Here is a 17,021-nt window from a genome sequence, read left to right on the forward strand (position 1 = left end):
CGGGGGCCGGCAGTTTATACGCCGGCCGCCAACGCTTTGGCGCCGGTCGCGCCAGGGCGTGCGGCGTCGCGCACGAACGGCAGATGATCGCAGGCGTGCTGGCGGGCCGAGCGGATAAAGGCTTCGGTCACCGCCTGGCGCTGTTCACCGTCGCGCACGGCGGCGTACAGGCGGCTCCACAGGCCGTCACCCAGGGTTTTGGTCACCACCAGCCCCTGCCGTTCGAAACTCTCCACCACCCAGTGCGGCAGCGCCGCAATCCCCATCCGCGCCGATACCATCTGGATCAGCAGCAGCGTGTTATCGACGTTCTTCAATGCCGGGTTGACGCCCGCCGGCTGCAGGAAATGCCGCCAGATATCCAGCCGTTGGCGCTGCACCGGGTAAATCAACAGTGTTTCATCGCTCAAGTCTTCCGGCTCGATGTGCGGCTTGCCGGCGAGCGGATGATCCGGCGCCAGCACCAGACGCACCTCGAAATCGAACATCGGCGAATAGTGCAGGCCGCTGCGCGGCAGAATATCCGACGTCATCACCAGATCCAGCTCGCCCTGTTGCAGGGCCGGCTGCGGATCGAAAGTGACGCCGGAGGTGAAGTCCATCACCACCTGCGGGAAACGCTGGCGGAAGTTGTCCAGCGCCGGCGTCAGCCACTGAATGCAGCTGTGGCATTCGATGGCGATGCGCAGCGTGGTCTGATGCGGCTCGTGGCAGGCCTGCAGCGCCTGTTGGATCTGCGGGAGGACCTGCTCCGCCAGCTGTAGCAGGATCTCGCCCTGGGCGGTGAAGCGCAAGGGCTGGCTCTTGCGCACGAACAGCTTGAAGCCCAGACGTTGCTCAAGATCGCTGAACTGGTGCGACAGGGCAGACTGCGTCTGGTGAAGTTGGGCCGCCGCCCCCGCCAGCGAACCGCTGTTGCGCAGGGCCTGCAGCGTCCGTAAATGTTTCAGTTCGATCATGAGAGTCCTTCACATTGACAGTGAATAAATTGCGCTTGTGGTTAATACAGTACCTGCTGATTATGGATGTGTAAACATCTGGACGGCTAAATGGGGAATATGACGATGGCAATTTTGAATCACACACTGGGTTTTCCTCGCGTTGGGCTACGACGTGAGCTGAAAAAAGCTCAGGAAAGCTACTGGGCCGGCAACTCAACGCAGGAAGAGCTGTTGGCGGTTGGCCGCGAGCTGCGCGCTCGTCATTGGCAACAGCAACAGCAGGCCGGGGTGGATTTGGTGCCGGTCGGCGATTTCGCCTGGTACGATCATGTGTTGACCACCAGCCTGCTGCTGGGCAACGTGCCGGCGCGCCATCAGAATGCGGATGGCTCTATTGATCTGGACACGCTGTTCCGCATCGGCCGTGGCCGCGCACCGACCGGCGAGCCGGCGGCCGCGGCGGAAATGACCAAATGGTTTAACACCAACTATCACTACATGGTGCCCGAATTCCAGCAAGGCCAGCAGTTCAAACTGGGCTGGACTCAGCTGTTGGACGAAGTGGATGAAGCGCTGGCGCTCGGCCATCGCATCAAGCCGGTGCTGCTTGGCCCGGTGACTTACCTGTGGTTAGGGAAAGTGAAGGGCGAGCCGTTCGACCGCCTGTCGCTGCTGAAAGAGATCCTGCCGGTTTACCAGCAGGTGCTGGCCGAGCTGGCGAAGCGCGGCGTCGAGTGGGTGCAAATTGACGAGCCTGCGCTGGTGCTGGAGCTGCCGCAAGCCTGGCTGGACGCGTTCAAACCGGCTTACGACGCGCTGCAGGGGCAGGTGAAGCTGCTGTTGACCACGTATTTCGACAGCGTAGGCCACAACCTCGACACCATTCGCACGCTGCCGGTGCAGGGGCTGCATGTCGATCTGGTCGCCGGTCATGACGATATCGCCACGCTGAGCGCCGCATTGCCGCAAGACTGGCTGCTGTCGCTGGGGGTGATCAACGGCCGCAACGTTTGGCGCGCCGATCTGAGCCGCTGGTTTGAACGTCTGCAGCCGCTGGTGGGCACCCGCCCGCTGTGGATTGGCTCCTCCTGTTCACTGCTGCACAGTCCGATCGACCTGAGCGTGGAAAGCCGTCTGGACGAAGAAGTGAAAAGCTGGTTCGCCTTCGCGCTGCAAAAATGCGCCGAGCTGGCGCTATTAAGCTCGGCGCTGAACGCGCCTGACACGACGAAACAGGCTGAACTGGACGCCTACAGCGCGCCGATCCGCGCCCGCCGTCAGTCGAGCCGCGTGCATAACCCACAGGTTGAGCGCCGGCTGGCCGCGATCACCGCGCAGGACAGCGAACGCCACAGCGCTTACGCCGAGCGCGCCAGGGCGCAGCGCGAGCGTTTCAACCTGCCGGCCTGGCCGACCACCACCATCGGTTCGTTCCCGCAGACCACCGAGATCCGCGGCCTGCGTCTGGACTTCAAACAGGGCCGTTTGGACGGCAACAACTACCGCACCAGCATCGGTGAGCACATCAAACAGGCGATCGTCGAGCAGGAGCGCCTCGGGCTTGACGTACTGGTGCACGGTGAAGCCGAGCGCAATGACATGGTGGAATATTTCGGCGAGAACCTGGACGGCTTCGTGTTTACCCAGAATGGCTGGGTGCAGAGCTACGGCTCCCGCTGCGTGAAGCCGCCGGTCATCATCGGTGACGTCAGCCGCCCGGAAGCCATCACCGTCGAATGGGCCAAATTCGCCCAGTCGCTGACCGACAAGCCGGTAAAAGGCATGTTGACCGGGCCGGTGACCATCCTGTGCTGGTCGTTCCCGCGTGAAGACGTGACCCGCGAAGTGATCGCCAAGCAGATTGCGCTGGCGCTGCGCGACGAGGTGGAAGATCTGGAAAAAGCCGGTATCGGCATCATCCAGATCGACGAGCCTGCGCTGCGCGAGGGGCTGCCGCTGCGCCAATCCGACTGGGCCGCCTACCTGAATTGGGCGGTGGACGCCTTCAAATTGAACGCCGCCGTGGCGCAGGATGACACCCAGATCCACACCCACATGTGTTACTGCGAGTTCAACGACATCATGGACTCCATCGCCGCGCTGGACGCCGATGTGATCACTATCGAGACCTCGCGTTCCGATATGGATCTGCTGGAAGCCTTCAAAGAGTTCGAATACCCGAACGAAATCGGGCCGGGTGTCTACGATATCCACTCGCCGAATGTGCCGAGCGTGGAATGGATTGAAGCGTTGCTGCGTAAAGCGGCGCAGAACATCCCGGCGGAACGCCTGTGGGTCAATCCGGATTGCGGCCTGAAAACCCGTGGCTGGCCGGAAACCCGGCAGTCGCTGGCCAACATGGTATTGGCGGCGCAGCGCCTGCGCGAGCACGCGTGATGCCGTGCGGCGGGTAAACCGCCGCTTATAGATTTACTGGTGTGATGATTGGGCGCTTCGGCGCCCTTTTTTATGCGCGGGAAATTATTTGACGCCGTGCTGGGCGAACCACGCCAGCATGCGCTGCCAGCCGTCCTCCGCCGCTTCGGCGTTGTAGCTGGGGCGATAGTCGGCGTTGAATGCGTGCCCGACGCCAGGATATACCACGATTTCGGCCTCGGCGTTGGCGGCGCGGATCGCCTGACGCATGGTTTCCACCGTCTCCAGCGGAATGCCGCTGTCCTGCCCGCCATACAGCCCCAGCACCGGCGTTGACAGGTGGGTGGCGACATCGACCGGATGCTTCGGTGAATTCAGCGTTTTCTCGCCGACCAGTTTGCCGTACCAGGCGACCGCCGCCTTCAACTGCGGGTTGTGCGCCGCGTACAGCCAGGTAATGCGGCCGCCCCAGCAGAAACCGGTGATCGCCAGCTTGCCGGCGTCGCCGCCGTGGCGGATAGCCCAGTGCGCGGCGTGATCCAGATCCGACAGCACCTGACGATCCGGCACCTTGGTCACCAACTGCTGGAACAGTTCGCCGATATCGGTGTAGTCGTTGGCGTCGCCCTGACGGAAATAGAGCTCGGGCGCGATTGCCAGATAGCCCTGCTTGGCCAGGCGACGGCACAGATCCTGAATGTGCTCATGGACGCCGAAGATTTCCTGTACCACCAGCACGATGGGGAAGGGGCCGTTATGGTCGGCGGGTTTGGCGACATAGGCCGGCAGCGCGTCGCCCTGAGAAGGGATGGTCGTTTGCCCGGCGTGAATGCCCTGTTCGTCGGTGATAATCGCGGAGGCGGCCAACGGCGCGGCGGCCGGGGCGAATCCCCCCTGAGCCTGTTCTAATGTCATCACATGTTCGGTTTTCATTGCGGTCTCCGTGCAATAGAAAAAAGCGCTGAGATTAACTATAGGAAAGATTACCCATTATTGGCGCTGCGTGGCGCACTTTCGGACAAGTCGATAAAAAACGGCTAATTATCTGGCTTTGCGGCATTTTTAAGCGCTTTTTATCATGTTATTACGCGTTTTGGCCCACGTAAGTGCCATAAGGTGCGTTAGAGGGCTTTTTTGTCCCTAAGCAACCGATAAGATGGGGGTATTTCGAATTGATGAGCTAAATAGTTTCAGTCGGCAACCAACGGGCAGGGAGCGGCAAGGTTTGTCGGCTAGACTGAGATTTAGCGGTGCGTTCTGGATGCGTCATAGTGATTTTTTTCGTGATAAAAATCACAAAAAATATGTAGCATGTGATTTGTTTCTCTTTTCATAGTGACTATCGTCACGAAATTAAGCGGCGATTTTCAGTAGAGTGCTTTTTTGTTCCTCCCAATAAACATGATCCATGAGGAGTCTCGTATGTCTCAGTCTGATGTTTTTCATCTCGGCCTCACCAAGAACGATTTACAAGGGGCCCAGCTTGCCATCGTGCCGGGCGATCCGCAGCGCGTAGAGAAGATTGCCAAGCTGATGGAAAATCCGGTGCATCTGGCCTCCCATCGTGAATTCACCACCTGGCGCGCAGAGCTGGACGGCAAGGCGGTGATCGTCTGCTCCACCGGTATCGGCGGCCCGTCTACCTCTATCGCGGTGGAAGAGCTGGCGCAGCTGGGCATTCGCACCTTCCTGCGCATCGGCACCACCGGCGCCATTCAGGCCAATATCAACGTCGGTGACGTGCTGGTGACTACGGCGGCGGTACGCCTCGACGGTGCCAGCCTGCACTTTGCGCCGATGGAGTTTCCGGCGGTCGCGGACTTCGCCTGCACCACCGCGCTGGTGGAAGCGGCCAAAGCCAGCGGCGCGACCACCCACATTGGCGTGACCGCCTCTTCCGATACTTTCTACCCGGGCCAGGAACGTTACGACACCTACTCCGGCCGCGTGGTCAGCCGTTTTAAAGGCTCGATGGAAGAGTGGCAGGCGATGGGCGTGATGAACTATGAAATGGAATCCGCCACGCTGCTGACCATGTGCGCCAGCCAGGGCCTGCGCGCCGGCATGGTGGCTGGGGTGATCGTTAACCGCACCCAGCAAGAGATCCCGAACGCCGAAACCATGAAAAACACGGAAAGCAAAGCGGTGCAGATCGTGGTGGATGCCGCCCGCCGTCTGCTGTAATCACCTTCCCTCAACCTCATGCCATTGCCGGGTTTGCAAAGAGCTGCGGATAACAAACAGGGAAAATCAATTCATTGATTTTCGGCTGATGACCACAAAGGAGGAAAAACCGCGTTTTTTCCTCCTTTGTCAACGAACTGAACGGGCCGCTGACGCGGCCCGTTTTTCCATTCGCGGCGAATCTGTTACGGTGATACTCCTCAGCGCTGCGCCGATGGCTGCCGCGCGTTGTCATAACAAAAACAACGAGGACGTTTATGACCGCCCAGATCCTGCTTCATCCTTCGCTTGCGCCGCTCGACGGTGGCATCAATTTCCGCGACTTCGGTGGCAACGGCGTGGCCGACGGGCGCCGCATCAAACGCGGCCTGCTGTTCCGCTCCGGTTCTCTCGAACGGCTGACGGAAAGCGACTGCACTTTCCTCGCTGGAGTGCCGGTACGTTCCGTGCTGGACTACCGCGATGCCGACGAGGTGCAAGCCAAACCGGATATTCTGTGGAATGGCGCCGACTATCACCACGTGCCGGCTAACCCGCTGAGCAGCGAAGTTAACGCCAACCTGGAAAAGCTCACCAACGAAACGCTGGCCGCTTTCGACGCCCGGGCGTTCATGCTGGAGCTGTATCGCCGCCTGCCGTTCGGCAATGCGGCCTATCAGCGGCTGGCGCAGCTGTTGAGCAACCCTGGCGGCGGCGCGATCGTGCAGCACTGCGCGGTCGGCAAGGATCGCACTGGCGTCGGTTCGGCGCTGGTGCTGTTCGCGCTGGGCGCCGACGAAGCGACGGTGCTGGAAGACTATCTGCTGACTGAAACCACGCTGGCCACTTTCCGCGAGCAGATGCTGGATCAGCTGTCTATCAAGCTGAATGCGGCGGCGCTGGAGCAATTCGCCTACGTGCTCAGCGCGCGCGAGGAGTTCCTGATGACGGCGCTGGGCTGCATCCGTCAGCAATACGGCTCCACTGACCGCTGGCTGGAAGCGGAATACGGCCTGGGCGCGGCCCAGCGCGAAGCGCTGCAGGCGTTTTACCTCGAGTAAATTACCGCGTGTTTAGCCGGGGTTTAACTCGCCCCGGCTTATCCTAGGCGGCGAATCATCGCGTATCAGGAGCCCTGCATTGAGCCTCAATGACGTTATCAACTGGGTCAGCGACGTCGTGCGTCAGCACGAAGGCTGGGCCATTCCCATCATCTTCTTCCTGGCGTTCGGTGAGTCGCTGGCGTTTTTGTCGCTGCTGCTGCCGGCCACGGTGATCCTGCTGGCGCTGGGCGCGCTGATCGGCGAAAGCGGCATCGCCTTTTGGCCGATTTGGGCCGCCGCCGCCGCCGGGGCGTTTTTCGGCGACTGGCTCTCTTACTGGATCGGCTATCACTATCAGGATCGCGTGGCCCATATGTGGCCGCTGTCGCGCAATCCGCAGCTGCTGGCGCGCGGCCATGCCTTCTTTGAGCGCTGGGGCGTGCTGGGCATTTTCATCGGCCGCTTTTTCGGCCCGCTGCGCGCCGTGGTGCCGCTGGTGGGCGGCATTTGCGGCATGCCGCAGCGCTATTTCCAACTGGCCAACGTCACGTCGGCGATGATCTGGGCGTTCGGCATTCTGGCGCCGGGGGCGTTCGGCATCAAGTGGCTCAGCCAGTGGCTGGGCTGATTTCTCGCTAAATTGCGTAGCGCCGCGCAATATTGTGCGCGGCGGGCAAAATCAGGCTGGACATCCATACAGCCTCCCCTTAACGTGACGGGCAATGGGCGTGCGAAACGCCGGAACGGCAAGGTGCAACAGGAGGCAGGGTGGATACCAGTCTGATTTATGGGATTGGCGGCGTCGCGATCGGCATGCTGTTGGGGTGGCTGATCGCCAGTCTGCGGGTGCAGCAGACGAATGCGCAACATGAAACCGAACTGCGGTTGCTGGAGCAAGCATTGCAGCAGGCGCAGCAGGAAACGGCCGTGCGGCAGGATACCCTGCAGCGTCACGAGCAGCAGTTGCGCCAGAGCGAGCTGGAGCTGCGCAACCTGCACAGCCAGCTGGCGGCCGGGCATGAAAAGCTGCAACAGCTCAATCATTGGCGCAACGAATGCGAACTGCTCAATCAGGAGCTGCGCGCCCAGCGCGAGGTTAACAGCGCGCAGGAGGCCGAGCTGCGCGAAGTCACCATCCGTCTGGAAGAGACGCGTATGGCGGCGGAGGAGAAGCAACGCCTGCTGATCAACAGCGAACAGCGCCTCACCACCCAGTTTGAAAATCTCGCCAATCGCATTTTTGAACACAGCGGCCGCAAGGTGGACGAGCAAAATAAGCAAAGCCTGGATCGTTTACTGCTGCCGCTGCGCGAACAGCTGGACGGTTTCCGCCGCCAGGTTCAGGACAGCTTTGGCCAGGAGGCGCGGGAGCGCCACACGCTGACGCACGAGATACGCAATCTGCAGCAGTTGAACGCGCAGATGGCGCGCGAGGCGATCAACCTCACCAAGGCGCTGAAAGGCGACAACAAAACGCAGGGCAACTGGGGCGAGGTGGTGCTGAGCCGGGTGCTGGAAGCCTCTGGCCTGCGCGAAGGGCATGAGTATGAAACGCAGGTCAACGTGCGGGTGGATCACCAGAGCCGCATGCAGCCCGATGTGATCGTACGCCTGCCGCAGGGCAAGGATGTGGTGATCGACGCCAAGATGTCGCTGATCGCCTACGAGCGCTATTTCAACGGCGAGGATGAGGCGGAGCGCGAGGCGGCGCTGAGCGAACATATCGCCTCGCTGCGCGGTCACATCCGCATGCTGGGCCGCAAGGACTACCAGCAACTGCCGGGGCTGCGCTCGCTGGACTATGTGCTGATGTTCATTCCGGTCGAGCCCGCCTTCCTGCTGGCTATCGATCGCGAGCCGGAGTTGATCAGCGAAGCGCTCAAGCACAACATCATGCTGGTCAGCCCGACCACGCTGCTGGTGGCGCTGCGTACCATCACCAACCTGTGGCGTTATGAGCATCAGAGCCAAAATGCCCAGCGCATCGCCGATCGCGCGGCGAAACTGTATGACAAGATGCGGCTGTTCGTGGACGATATGTCCGCGCTGGGGCAGAGCCTGGACAAGGCGCAGGGCAGTTATCGTCAGGCGATGAACAAACTGAGCGAAGGCCGTGGTAATCTTATCGGCCAAATTGAAGGTTTCCGCGCGCTGGGGGTTGAGGTCAAACGGCCGATCAACCCGCTGCTGGCGCAGCAAGCCGGCGCGCAACACGATGACGCGGAAGAGGCGAACGACGATGATGTCGCCGCGCTGCCGCAGACGAAAGACGATGACGATACCGCCGGGGAGCCGGGCTTCGTTTCGCACGGCTGAGGCCGTGGCGAGGTGGGGTATTCCCCAGGCTTCTGGTACACTCATCAACACAAAATTGACTGAATAGCAGGCAGGACAATGGCAGATCAACCGCAGGAAACCACCGATTTCGGTTTTCGCACCGTCGCTAGAGACGAAAAACAGGCCATGGTGGCGGACGTTTTTCATTCGGTAGCGGCAAAGTATGACGTGATGAACGACCTGATGTCGTTCGGCATCCACCGTATCTGGAAGCGTTTCACCATTGACTGCAGCGGCGTGCGCCGTGGGCAGCGCGTGCTGGATCTGGCCGGCGGTACCGGCGACCTGGCGGCCAAGTTCTCCCGCATGGTCGGCGAGCAGGGGCAGGTGGTGCTGGCGGACATCAACGATTCGATGCTGAAGATGGGGCGCGAGAAGCTGCGCGATCGCGGCATCGTCGGCAATATCAATTACGTGCAGGCCAACGCCGAGGCGTTGCCGTTCCCAGATAACTACTTCGATTGCATCACCATCTCCTTTGGCCTGCGTAACGTGACCGACAAAGACAAAGCGCTGCGCTCGATGTTCCGCGTGCTGAAGCCGGGCGGGCGCCTGTTGGTGCTGGAATTCTCCAAGCCGCTGCTGGCTCCGCTGAGCAAGGCTTATGATGCCTACTCCTTCCACGTGTTGCCGAAGATCGGCGAGCTGGTGGTGAAAGATCCGGACAGTTACCGTTACCTGGCGGAATCGATCCGTATGCACCCCGATCAGGAAACCCTGAAAGGCATGATGGGCAACGCCGGTTTTGAAAACGTCACCTATTTCAACCTGACCGGTGGGATTGTCGCCCTGCATCGCGGCTTCAAGTTCTGAGAGGGAGATGCCGATGCTGTTTACCCCTCTGCTGACCGGTGCGCTGGAAACCTCGCTGAATAACCTGCTGTTTCGCGATCGCAGCATGAAAGCCGCTCGCCAACGCCTGGCGGGCAAGGTGCTGCGCATCGAACTGGAAGAGTTGGCTTCACCGCTGGTGCTGGTGTTCAGCGAACTGCGTGTGGATGTGCTGGGGCAGTCTGAAGACAGTGCCGATTGCACCGTGCGCAGCCGCATTCCCGCCTTACTGAAGCTGCGCGATCGCCAGCAGTTGCCAGTGCTGATGCGCAGCGGCGAATTGACGGTGGAAGGCGATATTCAGGTGGTGCAACAGCTGGTTGGCCTGCTCGATCTGGCGGAGTGGGATCCGGCGGAATGGCTGGCGCCTTATATCGGCGATATCGCCGCTCAGGGCATTACGCAGGCGCTGGGCAAAGGCGTTTCGTTACTCAAGGCCGGATTGATGCGTCGGCAGCAAGACATGGCTGAGGCGCTGACTGAAGAGTGGCGTCTGGCGCCGGGGCCGCTGGAAGTGGTGTGGTTCAATGAAGAAGTGGATGCGCTCGCCCGCGGCGCGGAAGCGCTGATTGCCCGCATGGATAAGTTGGAGGGCAAGCGATGACCCCAGGCGAACTGCGTCGTTTGTATTTTATCGTCCGCGTTTTTCTCAGCTATGGGCTGGACGAGCTGATCCCGACAATGCGTTTGACGCTGCCGCTGCGCTTCGGCCGCCGGCTGCTGTTCTGGATGCCTAATCGGCACAAGGACAAACCGCTGGGCGAACGTCTGCGGCTGGCGCTGCAGGAATTGGGGCCAGTCTGGATCAAGTTCGGCCAGATGATGTCGACCCGCCGCGATCTGTTCCCGCCGCACATTGCCGATCAGCTGACGCTGCTGCAGGATCGGGTGGCGCCTTTCGACGGTGCGCTGGCGCGCAAGCATATCGAGCTGGCGATGGGCGGCCCGCTGGAAGCCTGGTTCGACGACTTCGATCAGCAGCCGCTGGCCTCTGCCTCGATCGCGCAGGTGCATACTGCGCGGTTGAAAACCACCGGCCAGGAAGTGGTGCTGAAGGTGATCCGGCCGGATATCGGGCCGATTATCAAAGCCGATGTGCGCTTGATGTACCGGCTGGCCGGTTGGGTGCCGAAGCTGTTGCCGGACGGCCGCCGCCTGCGTCCGCGCGAAGTGGTACGCGAGTACGAGAAAACCCTGCTGGACGAATTGAATCTGCTGCGTGAAGCGGCCAACGCCATTCAGCTGCGTCGCAATTTCGACGGCAGCCCGATGCTGTACGTGCCTGAAGTCTACTCCGACTACTGCCGCGAAAGCGTGTTGGTGATGGAGCGTATCTACGGCATTCCGGTCTCGGACATCGCCACGCTGGAGCAGCAGGGCACCAACATGAAACTGTTGGCGGAACGTGGCGTTCAGGTGTTCTTTACCCAGGTCTTCCGCGACAGCTTCTTCCATGCGGACATGCATCCCGGTAATATTTTCGTCAGCTACGAACATCCGGAAGATCCCTGCTACATCGGCATCGACTGCGGCATCGTGGGTTCGTTGAACAAGGATGACAAACGCTATCTGGCGGAAAACTTCATCGCCTTCTTCAACCGCGATTACCGCAAGGTGGCGGAACTGCACGTCGACTCCGGTTGGGTGCCGCGTGACACCAACGTGGAAGATTTCGAATTTGCTATCCGCACCGTGTGCGAACCGATTTTCGAGAAGCCGCTGGCGGAGATTTCCTTCGGCAACGTGCTGCTGAATCTGTTTAACACCGCGCGCCGCTTCAATATGGAAGTGCAGCCACAGCTGGTGTTATTGCAGAAGACCTTGCTGTATGTTGAAGGACTGGGGCGTCAGCTCTACCCGCAGCTTGATCTGTGGACCACCGCCAAGCCGTTCCTCGAGAGCTGGCTGCGCGATCAGGTCGGCATTCCCGCCGTGGTGCGTGCGTTGAAAGAGAAAGCGCCGTTCTGGGCGGAGAAACTGCCCGAACTGCCCGAGCTGTTTTACGATAGCCTGCAGCAGCATAAACTGTTGCAACAAAGCGTTGATAAGCTGACCAACCAGATGCAGGCTCAGCGGGTTCGTCAGGGGCAGTCACGTTATTTGTTCGGCGTTGGCGCTACACTGTTGGTAAGCGGCACGCTGTTGCTGCTGGGGCAAATCGAGGTGTTTCCCGCCTGGATGATGGCCGCCGGCATCGTATGCTGGGTGATTGGCTGGAAGCGAACCACCTGATTTAATTCGTTACTCTGGTAAAGTCGGCTCTATAATGCGGGCTGGCTTTAAAAGACCCTTTAAAATTAGAGGTAATTAAAATGGGCGGTATTAGTATTACGCAATTGTTGATCATCGCAGTGATCGTGGTGCTGCTGTTCGGTACCAAAAAACTGCGCACGCTGGGCTCCGATCTCGGCGCCTCGATCAAGGGCTTCAAAAAAGCGATCGGTGACGATACGCCGTCGACCCCCAATACGGCTGAAAAAAGCAGCCTGGATGATGCTGACTTCTCGGCCAAGCCTATTACCGATAAGCAGCCGGAAGTGAAACCGGAAGAGTCGAAGAACAAAGAGCAGGTATAAACCGTGTTTGACATTGGGTTTAGTGAGCTGCTGCTGGTGCTGGTGATCGGCCTGGTTGTTCTGGGGCCGGAACGCTTGCCGGTTGCGGTCAGAACGGTATCGGGCTGGATCCGCGCGCTGCGCTCGCTGGCGGCCTCGGTGCAGCACGAACTGTCTCAGGAGCTGAAGCTGCAGGAGCTGCAGGACAGCCTGAAAAAAGCCGAACAGGCCGGCCTGCAGAACCTGACGCCGGAGTTGAAGGCGTCGATGGATGAGCTGAAAGACGCGACGGAATCTTTGAAACGCACCTACCGGGGCGAGAAAGAAGAGCTGGCGAACACCATTCATAACCCGCAGGCCATCGATCCGGAAGCTTTGCACGACGGCGTGACGCCGGCGGAAGCGGCAACCAGCGCCAGCGCGCCCGCCGCGGTGCCTAAACCGGCAGTGGAACCTGAAGCCGTCGTGGCGGCGCAACCGGCTAAAGCGCCGGTGGAAACCGTGCCTGCTCCTGTCGAACCTGTTGCGGATAAAACCCCAGCGTCTCACCAACCTAGTGGCGATCGTTAATACATGGCTGTTGAAGATACCCAACCCCTTATCAGTCACCTGATAGAGCTGCGCAAGCGGCTGCTTAACTCGATTATTTGCGTGCTGGCGGTGTTCGTGGTGCTGGTGTTTTTCGCCAACGACATCTACCAGCTGGTCTCTGCGCCGCTGCTCAAGCAGCTGCCGGCCGGGGCGAGCATGATCGCTACCGACGTGGCGTCGCCGTTCTTTACGCCGATCAAGCTGACCATGATCGTCTCGGTGTTCGTCTCTGCGCCGATGATCCTGTATCAGGTGTGGGCATTCATCGCGCCGGCGCTGTACAAGCATGAACGCCGCCTGATGATGCCGCTGCTGGTGTCCAGCAGCCTGTTGTTCTACCTCGGCATGGCTTTCGCCTACTTCATTGTGTTCCCGCTGGCCTTCGGTTTCTTCGCCAAGACCGCGCCAATGGGGGTGACCATTGCGACCGATATCAAAAACTACCTCGATTTCGTCATGGCGCTGTTTATGGCGTTTGGCGTCGCTTTCGAAGTGCCGGTCGCCATCATTCTGCTGTGCTGGAGTGGCGTCACCTCGCCGGAAGATCTGAAGAAGAAACGGCCGTATGTGTTGGTTGGCGCGTTTGTGGTCGGCATGTTGTTGACGCCGCCGGACGTGTTTTCGCAAACCCTGTTGGCGATACCGATGTATCTGCTGTTTGAAGTGGGGGTGTTCTTCGCTCGCTTCTATACCGGAAAACGTCGTCCACAGGCGGAAGAAGAAGACGAGGGTGACGAACCCCCAGCCCCCTGATCCATCTTGATTGCTAAGCCGCCCATTGGGCGGCTTTTGCTTTGGAAAAAACCATGTTTGATATCGGCGTTAACCTCACCAGCAGCCAATTCGCCAAAGACCGCGAGACCGTGGTGGAGCGTGCCCGCGCGGCGGGCGTTACCGGGATGTTGATTACCGGCACCGATCTGCCTGAGAGCCGCGAGGCCGCCAAACTGGCGCAGCAGCATGCGGGCTATTGCTGGTCCACCGCCGGTGTGCATCCGCATAACGCCAGCAGCTGGGATGAACACAGCGCCGAGCAGATTTATGCGTTGGCCGCGCACCCAGAAGTGGCGGCGATCGGCGAATGCGGCCTGGATTTCAACCGCAATTTCTCGACGCCCGCACAGCAGGAAGCGGCGTTCATTGCGCAGCTGGCGTTAGCGGCGGAATTGGCGCTGCCGGTGTTTCTTCATTGCCGCGACGCACACGCACGTTTTGCCGAGCTACTGACGCCGTGGTTGGATAAACTGCCCGCGGCCGTGGTGCACTGCTTCACCGGCACCGCCGAAGAATTAGCAAGCTGCCTGTCGCTAGGCCTGTCTATCGGGATTACCGGTTGGGTCTGCGACGAGCGGCGCGGCCTGGAGTTGCGTGCCCTGTTGCCGCAGATTCCGGCCGAGCGTCTGCTGCTGGAAACGGACGCCCCTTATCTGTTGCCCCGGGATTTACAGCCTAAACCCGCATCTCGCCGCAACGAACCCTGTTTCCTGCCCCATATCGTGCATCAGGTCGCCGTCTGGCGACAGGAAGAGCCGCAATGGCTGGGGCAAAAAACTGATGAGAACGCCCGCCGGCTATTCCGGCTGGTTTGAGCTAGGAGAAAACTATGAGCTATGCATTTCCGGGTACCTTCCCTGGTCGTCGTATGCGCCGCGTGCGCCGTCATGACTTCAGCCGCCGCCTGGTCGCCGAGAACCAACTGACGGTCAATGACCTGATTTATCCGGTGTTTGTCATGGAAGGCAGTAACCGCCAGGAAGAAGTGGCCTCGATGCCGGGCGTATCGCGCATGACGATCGATCTGCTGATTAAGGAAGCGGAAACCATCGCCAAACTCGGCGTGCCGGTGATCTCCCTGTTCCCTGTGATCGAACCGGGTCTGAAATCGCTGCATGCGGAAGAAGCCTATAACCCAGAAGGGCTGGTACAGCGCACGGTGCGCGCGCTGAAAGACGCGGTGCCTGAGCTGGGCATTCTGACCGACGTCGCGCTCGATCCCTACACCACCCACGGGCAGGACGGAGTGATCGATGAGCAGGGCTACGTGATTAACGACGTGACCAAAGACATTCTGGTGCGTCAGGCGCTGTCTCATGCCGAAGCAGGCGCAGAAATCGTGGCGCCGAGCGACATGATGGACGGCCGTATCGGGGCGATCCGCGATCGTCTGGAACTGCAGGGTTTGGTGAATACCCAGATTATGGCCTACTCCGCCAAGTATGCTTCCTGCTACTACGGTCCGTTCCGCGATGCGCTGGGTTCCAGCGGCAACCTGAAGGGCGGCAACAAAAAAACCTATCAGATGGATCCGGCCAACAGTGACGAAGCGCTGCAGGAGATTGCGCAGGATCTGCAGGAAGGTGCGGACATGGTGATGGTGAAACCGGGCATGCCTTACCTGGACGTGGTGCGCCGCGTGAAGGATACCTTCGGTGTGCCGACTTTCGCTTATCAAGTGTCCGGCGAGTACGCCATGCACATGGCGGCGATTCAGAACGGCTGGCTGCAGGAGCAACCTGCGGTGATGGAGTCGTTGATGTGCTTCAAACGCGCCGGCGCCGACGGCGTGCTGACCTACTTCGCCAAGCGTGTCGCCCAGTGGCTGCACGACGACGCGATGCGCCGCTAAGCGGAACATGAGCCAACAAAAAGGCGCCTGAGGGCGCCTTTTGCATTACATCTTCTGGAACTGTCGGTTGTCGATGCTTTGACTGACCTGCTTGTTGATCAGGTTCAGCAACAACATGGAACGCGCCTCGCCGTCCGGCTCGGTGTAGATCGCCTGCAGCCCTTCGAACACGCCGTCGACGATCAGAACAGTATCCCCCGGCTGTGGGGTTTCCGGATCGACATAGGTTTCGCAGGCGTGCGTGCGCAGTTCATCGATTACCTTGCTCGGGATGACGCTCGGCAACGTGCCGAAACGCACGAAGTGGCTGACGCCACGGGTAGCGCTGATGGTGGTGGTGTGAATGCGCTCCGGGTCGAACTCCACAAACAGATAGTTGGGAAACAGGGGTTCGCTGACCGCGATGCGCTTACCACGCACGATCTTTTCCAGCGTGATGATCGGGCTGAGGCAGTTTACCTGCTGCCGCTCCAGATGTTCCTGCGCTCGCAACAGCTGACCGCGTTTGCAATAAAGTAGATACCAGGATTCCATAGTTTCACATGCCTTTCTGCCAGCCGGTAAGCATATCAAAAGCTATTCCGGATACATAGTGATGCAAGTTTCAGCGTGTAACATCACCTATCTCTATGAATCTGCGGCTATTAGCGAGGGGTCACACACTTATCGATACGGCGCTGGTATAACAGAGGGCTAAAAATTTGTTACCGTCACAGTATGGCAAGGCGTTGCGCTACCGGCTGTGACGCTATTCATCGTTTTCGACCGAGGGAGAAAGAAATGGAGCTGTTTCTGTTGAGCAACGGCAAGCTGTCTGGTGAAGCCGAGCTGCTGGGGTACGCTAAAAGCCAACTGCTGGCGATGATTGCGCGTCGTGGCATCAAATCCGCCGTCTTTATCCCTTACGCCCTGATCCGTTACGACTACGACCAGCGTGCGCAGGAACTGGCGCAAACGCTGGGCATCGAAGTCACCAGCATCCACCACGCCGCTTCACCGGCGGCGGCGATCGCGCAGGCGGAATGCATTTTGGTCAGCGGCGGCAATACCTGGTTGCTGAACCAAATGCTGCACGAGCAAGGCCTGATCGTGCCTATCCAGCGCGCGGTGCGCGAGCGTGAAGTGCCTTACGTCGGCTGGAGCGCCGGTTGCAATGTGGCCACGCCGAGCATTCGCACCACCAATGACATGCCGGTGCGCTGCAGCGTGGTGCTGTCGGCGCTGGGGCTGTTCCCGGTACAGATCAACCCGCATTACATCGACGCGCACATCAGCGGCCACATGGGCGAAACCCGTGACGAGCGCCTGGCGGAGTTCTGCGCGATCAACCCGAGCGAATCGGTGGTGGCGCTGCGGGAAGGCAGCCTGCTGCATGTTGAAGGCAATGCGCTGCGTTACTTCAGCGCTAATGGGCAGGGCTTCAAGGTGTTCCGCCATGGCGAGGAGACGCGCGAATATCAGGATACGCGCGCGCTGGCTGCGCTGGTGCCGTTCAACTGCGGCTGAGAGCCACCCGGCAGCGGGCGGCGTTAACAAAATTGCAGCAACAACCGTGAAG

17 protein-coding genes are annotated in these 17,021 nt (G+C 60.0%); 14 read left to right on the plus strand and 3 right to left on the minus strand.

What is annotated here, in order from left to right:
* Window positions 1–14: 14 nt before the first annotated feature.
* On the minus strand, window positions 15–959 hold the full coding sequence (gene metR / locus BVU99_RS23125; RefSeq protein WP_016929455.1) for an HTH-type transcriptional regulator MetR: 945 nt from the start codon (window positions 957–959) through the stop codon (window positions 15–17).
* Between the two features lie 90 nt (window positions 960–1,049).
* Between metR and metE the strand changes: the two genes are divergently transcribed.
* Window positions 1,050–3,338 carry a 5-methyltetrahydropteroyltriglutamate--homocysteine S-methyltransferase gene (gene metE, locus BVU99_RS23130; RefSeq protein ID WP_072070321.1) on the plus strand — a complete coding sequence of 763 codons (2,289 nt, stop codon included), beginning with the start codon at window positions 1,050–1,052 and terminating at the stop codon, window positions 3,336–3,338.
* An 84-nt stretch (window positions 3,339–3,422) separates the two neighbouring features.
* Here metE and BVU99_RS23135 read toward each other — a convergent pair whose 3' ends face one another.
* Entirely contained in the window at window positions 3,423–4,250 is an 828-nt protein-coding gene (locus BVU99_RS23135) for a dienelactone hydrolase family protein (protein WP_025304915.1), read from the minus strand.
* 489 nt (window positions 4,251–4,739) lie between these two features.
* On the opposite strand from BVU99_RS23135, the gene udp reads away from it, so the two are divergent.
* From udp to hemB, 12 genes are all read left to right on the plus strand, one after another.
* Entirely contained in the window at window positions 4,740–5,501 is a 762-nt protein-coding gene (gene udp, locus BVU99_RS23140; protein ID WP_004934432.1) for a uridine phosphorylase, read from the plus strand.
* A 257-nt stretch (window positions 5,502–5,758) separates the two neighbouring features.
* Complete coding sequence (locus tag BVU99_RS23150) at window positions 5,759–6,541, plus strand: tyrosine-protein phosphatase (RefSeq protein WP_025304916.1); 783 nt, start codon at window positions 5,759–5,761, stop codon at window positions 6,539–6,541.
* 79 nt (window positions 6,542–6,620) lie between these two features.
* Window positions 6,621–7,151 carry a DedA family protein gene (locus BVU99_RS23155; RefSeq protein ID WP_004934438.1) on the plus strand — a complete coding sequence of 177 codons (531 nt, stop codon included), beginning with the start codon at window positions 6,621–6,623 and terminating at the stop codon, window positions 7,149–7,151.
* A gap of 140 nt (window positions 7,152–7,291) precedes the next feature.
* Window positions 7,292–8,839: a DNA recombination protein RmuC gene (gene rmuC, locus BVU99_RS23160; RefSeq protein ID WP_049209369.1), complete on the plus strand. Its 1,548-nt coding sequence runs from the start codon at window positions 7,292–7,294 to the stop codon at window positions 8,837–8,839.
* Between the two features lie 78 nt (window positions 8,840–8,917).
* Complete coding sequence (ubiE, locus tag BVU99_RS23165) at window positions 8,918–9,673, plus strand: bifunctional demethylmenaquinone methyltransferase/2-methoxy-6-polyprenyl-1,4-benzoquinol methylase UbiE (protein WP_025304918.1); 756 nt, start codon at window positions 8,918–8,920, stop codon at window positions 9,671–9,673.
* Between the two features lie 13 nt (window positions 9,674–9,686).
* Complete coding sequence (locus BVU99_RS23170) at window positions 9,687–10,295, plus strand: SCP2 domain-containing protein (protein WP_099816949.1); 609 nt, start codon at window positions 9,687–9,689, stop codon at window positions 10,293–10,295.
* The gene (gene ubiB, locus BVU99_RS23175; RefSeq protein WP_025304920.1) at window positions 10,292–11,923 is read left to right on the plus strand and encodes a ubiquinone biosynthesis regulatory protein kinase UbiB; all 1,632 of its coding nucleotides are present in this window, start codon (window positions 10,292–10,294) and stop codon (window positions 11,921–11,923) included. Before BVU99_RS23170 ends, ubiB begins: the two co-directional genes overlap by 4 nt.
* An 80-nt stretch (window positions 11,924–12,003) precedes the next feature.
* A complete protein-coding gene (tatA, locus tag BVU99_RS23180) occupies window positions 12,004–12,267 on the plus strand; it encodes a Sec-independent protein translocase subunit TatA (RefSeq protein ID WP_004934452.1) in 264 nt (87 codons plus the stop codon).
* A 3-nt stretch (window positions 12,268–12,270) separates the two neighbouring features.
* Entirely contained in the window at window positions 12,271–12,816 is a 546-nt protein-coding gene (gene tatB / locus BVU99_RS23185) for a Sec-independent protein translocase protein TatB (protein WP_025304921.1), read from the plus strand.
* Between the two features lie 3 nt (window positions 12,817–12,819).
* A complete protein-coding gene (tatC, locus tag BVU99_RS23190; RefSeq protein ID WP_004934456.1) occupies window positions 12,820–13,590 on the plus strand; it encodes a Sec-independent protein translocase subunit TatC in 771 nt (256 codons plus the stop codon).
* Window positions 13,591–13,643: 53 nt separating this feature from the next.
* Entirely contained in the window at window positions 13,644–14,426 is a 783-nt protein-coding gene (gene tatD / locus BVU99_RS23195) for a 3'-5' ssDNA/RNA exonuclease TatD (RefSeq protein WP_099816952.1), read from the plus strand.
* Between the two features lie 14 nt (window positions 14,427–14,440).
* Window positions 14,441–15,463 (plus strand): porphobilinogen synthase, encoded by a 1,023-nt coding sequence (gene hemB, locus BVU99_RS23200; RefSeq protein WP_025304923.1) that lies wholly within the window; start codon window positions 14,441–14,443, stop codon window positions 15,461–15,463.
* Between the two features lie 45 nt (window positions 15,464–15,508).
* Here hemB and rfaH read toward each other — a convergent pair whose 3' ends face one another.
* Entirely contained in the window at window positions 15,509–15,997 is a 489-nt protein-coding gene (gene rfaH / locus BVU99_RS23205; protein WP_025304924.1) for a transcription/translation regulatory transformer protein RfaH, read from the minus strand.
* Window positions 15,998–16,243: 246 nt separating this feature from the next.
* Here rfaH and pepE point away from each other — a divergent pair, with 246 nt between their 5' ends.
* Window positions 16,244–16,969, plus strand: coding sequence for a dipeptidase PepE (pepE, locus tag BVU99_RS23210; protein WP_025304925.1), 726 nt, complete (start codon window positions 16,244–16,246; stop codon window positions 16,967–16,969).
* Window positions 16,970–17,021 lie beyond the last annotated feature (52 nt).

Origin of the sequence: Serratia sp. OLAL2 (assembly GCF_002752475.1) — a bacterium.
Taxonomy (GTDB): domain Bacteria; phylum Pseudomonadota; class Gammaproteobacteria; order Enterobacterales; family Enterobacteriaceae; genus Serratia; species Serratia bockelmannii.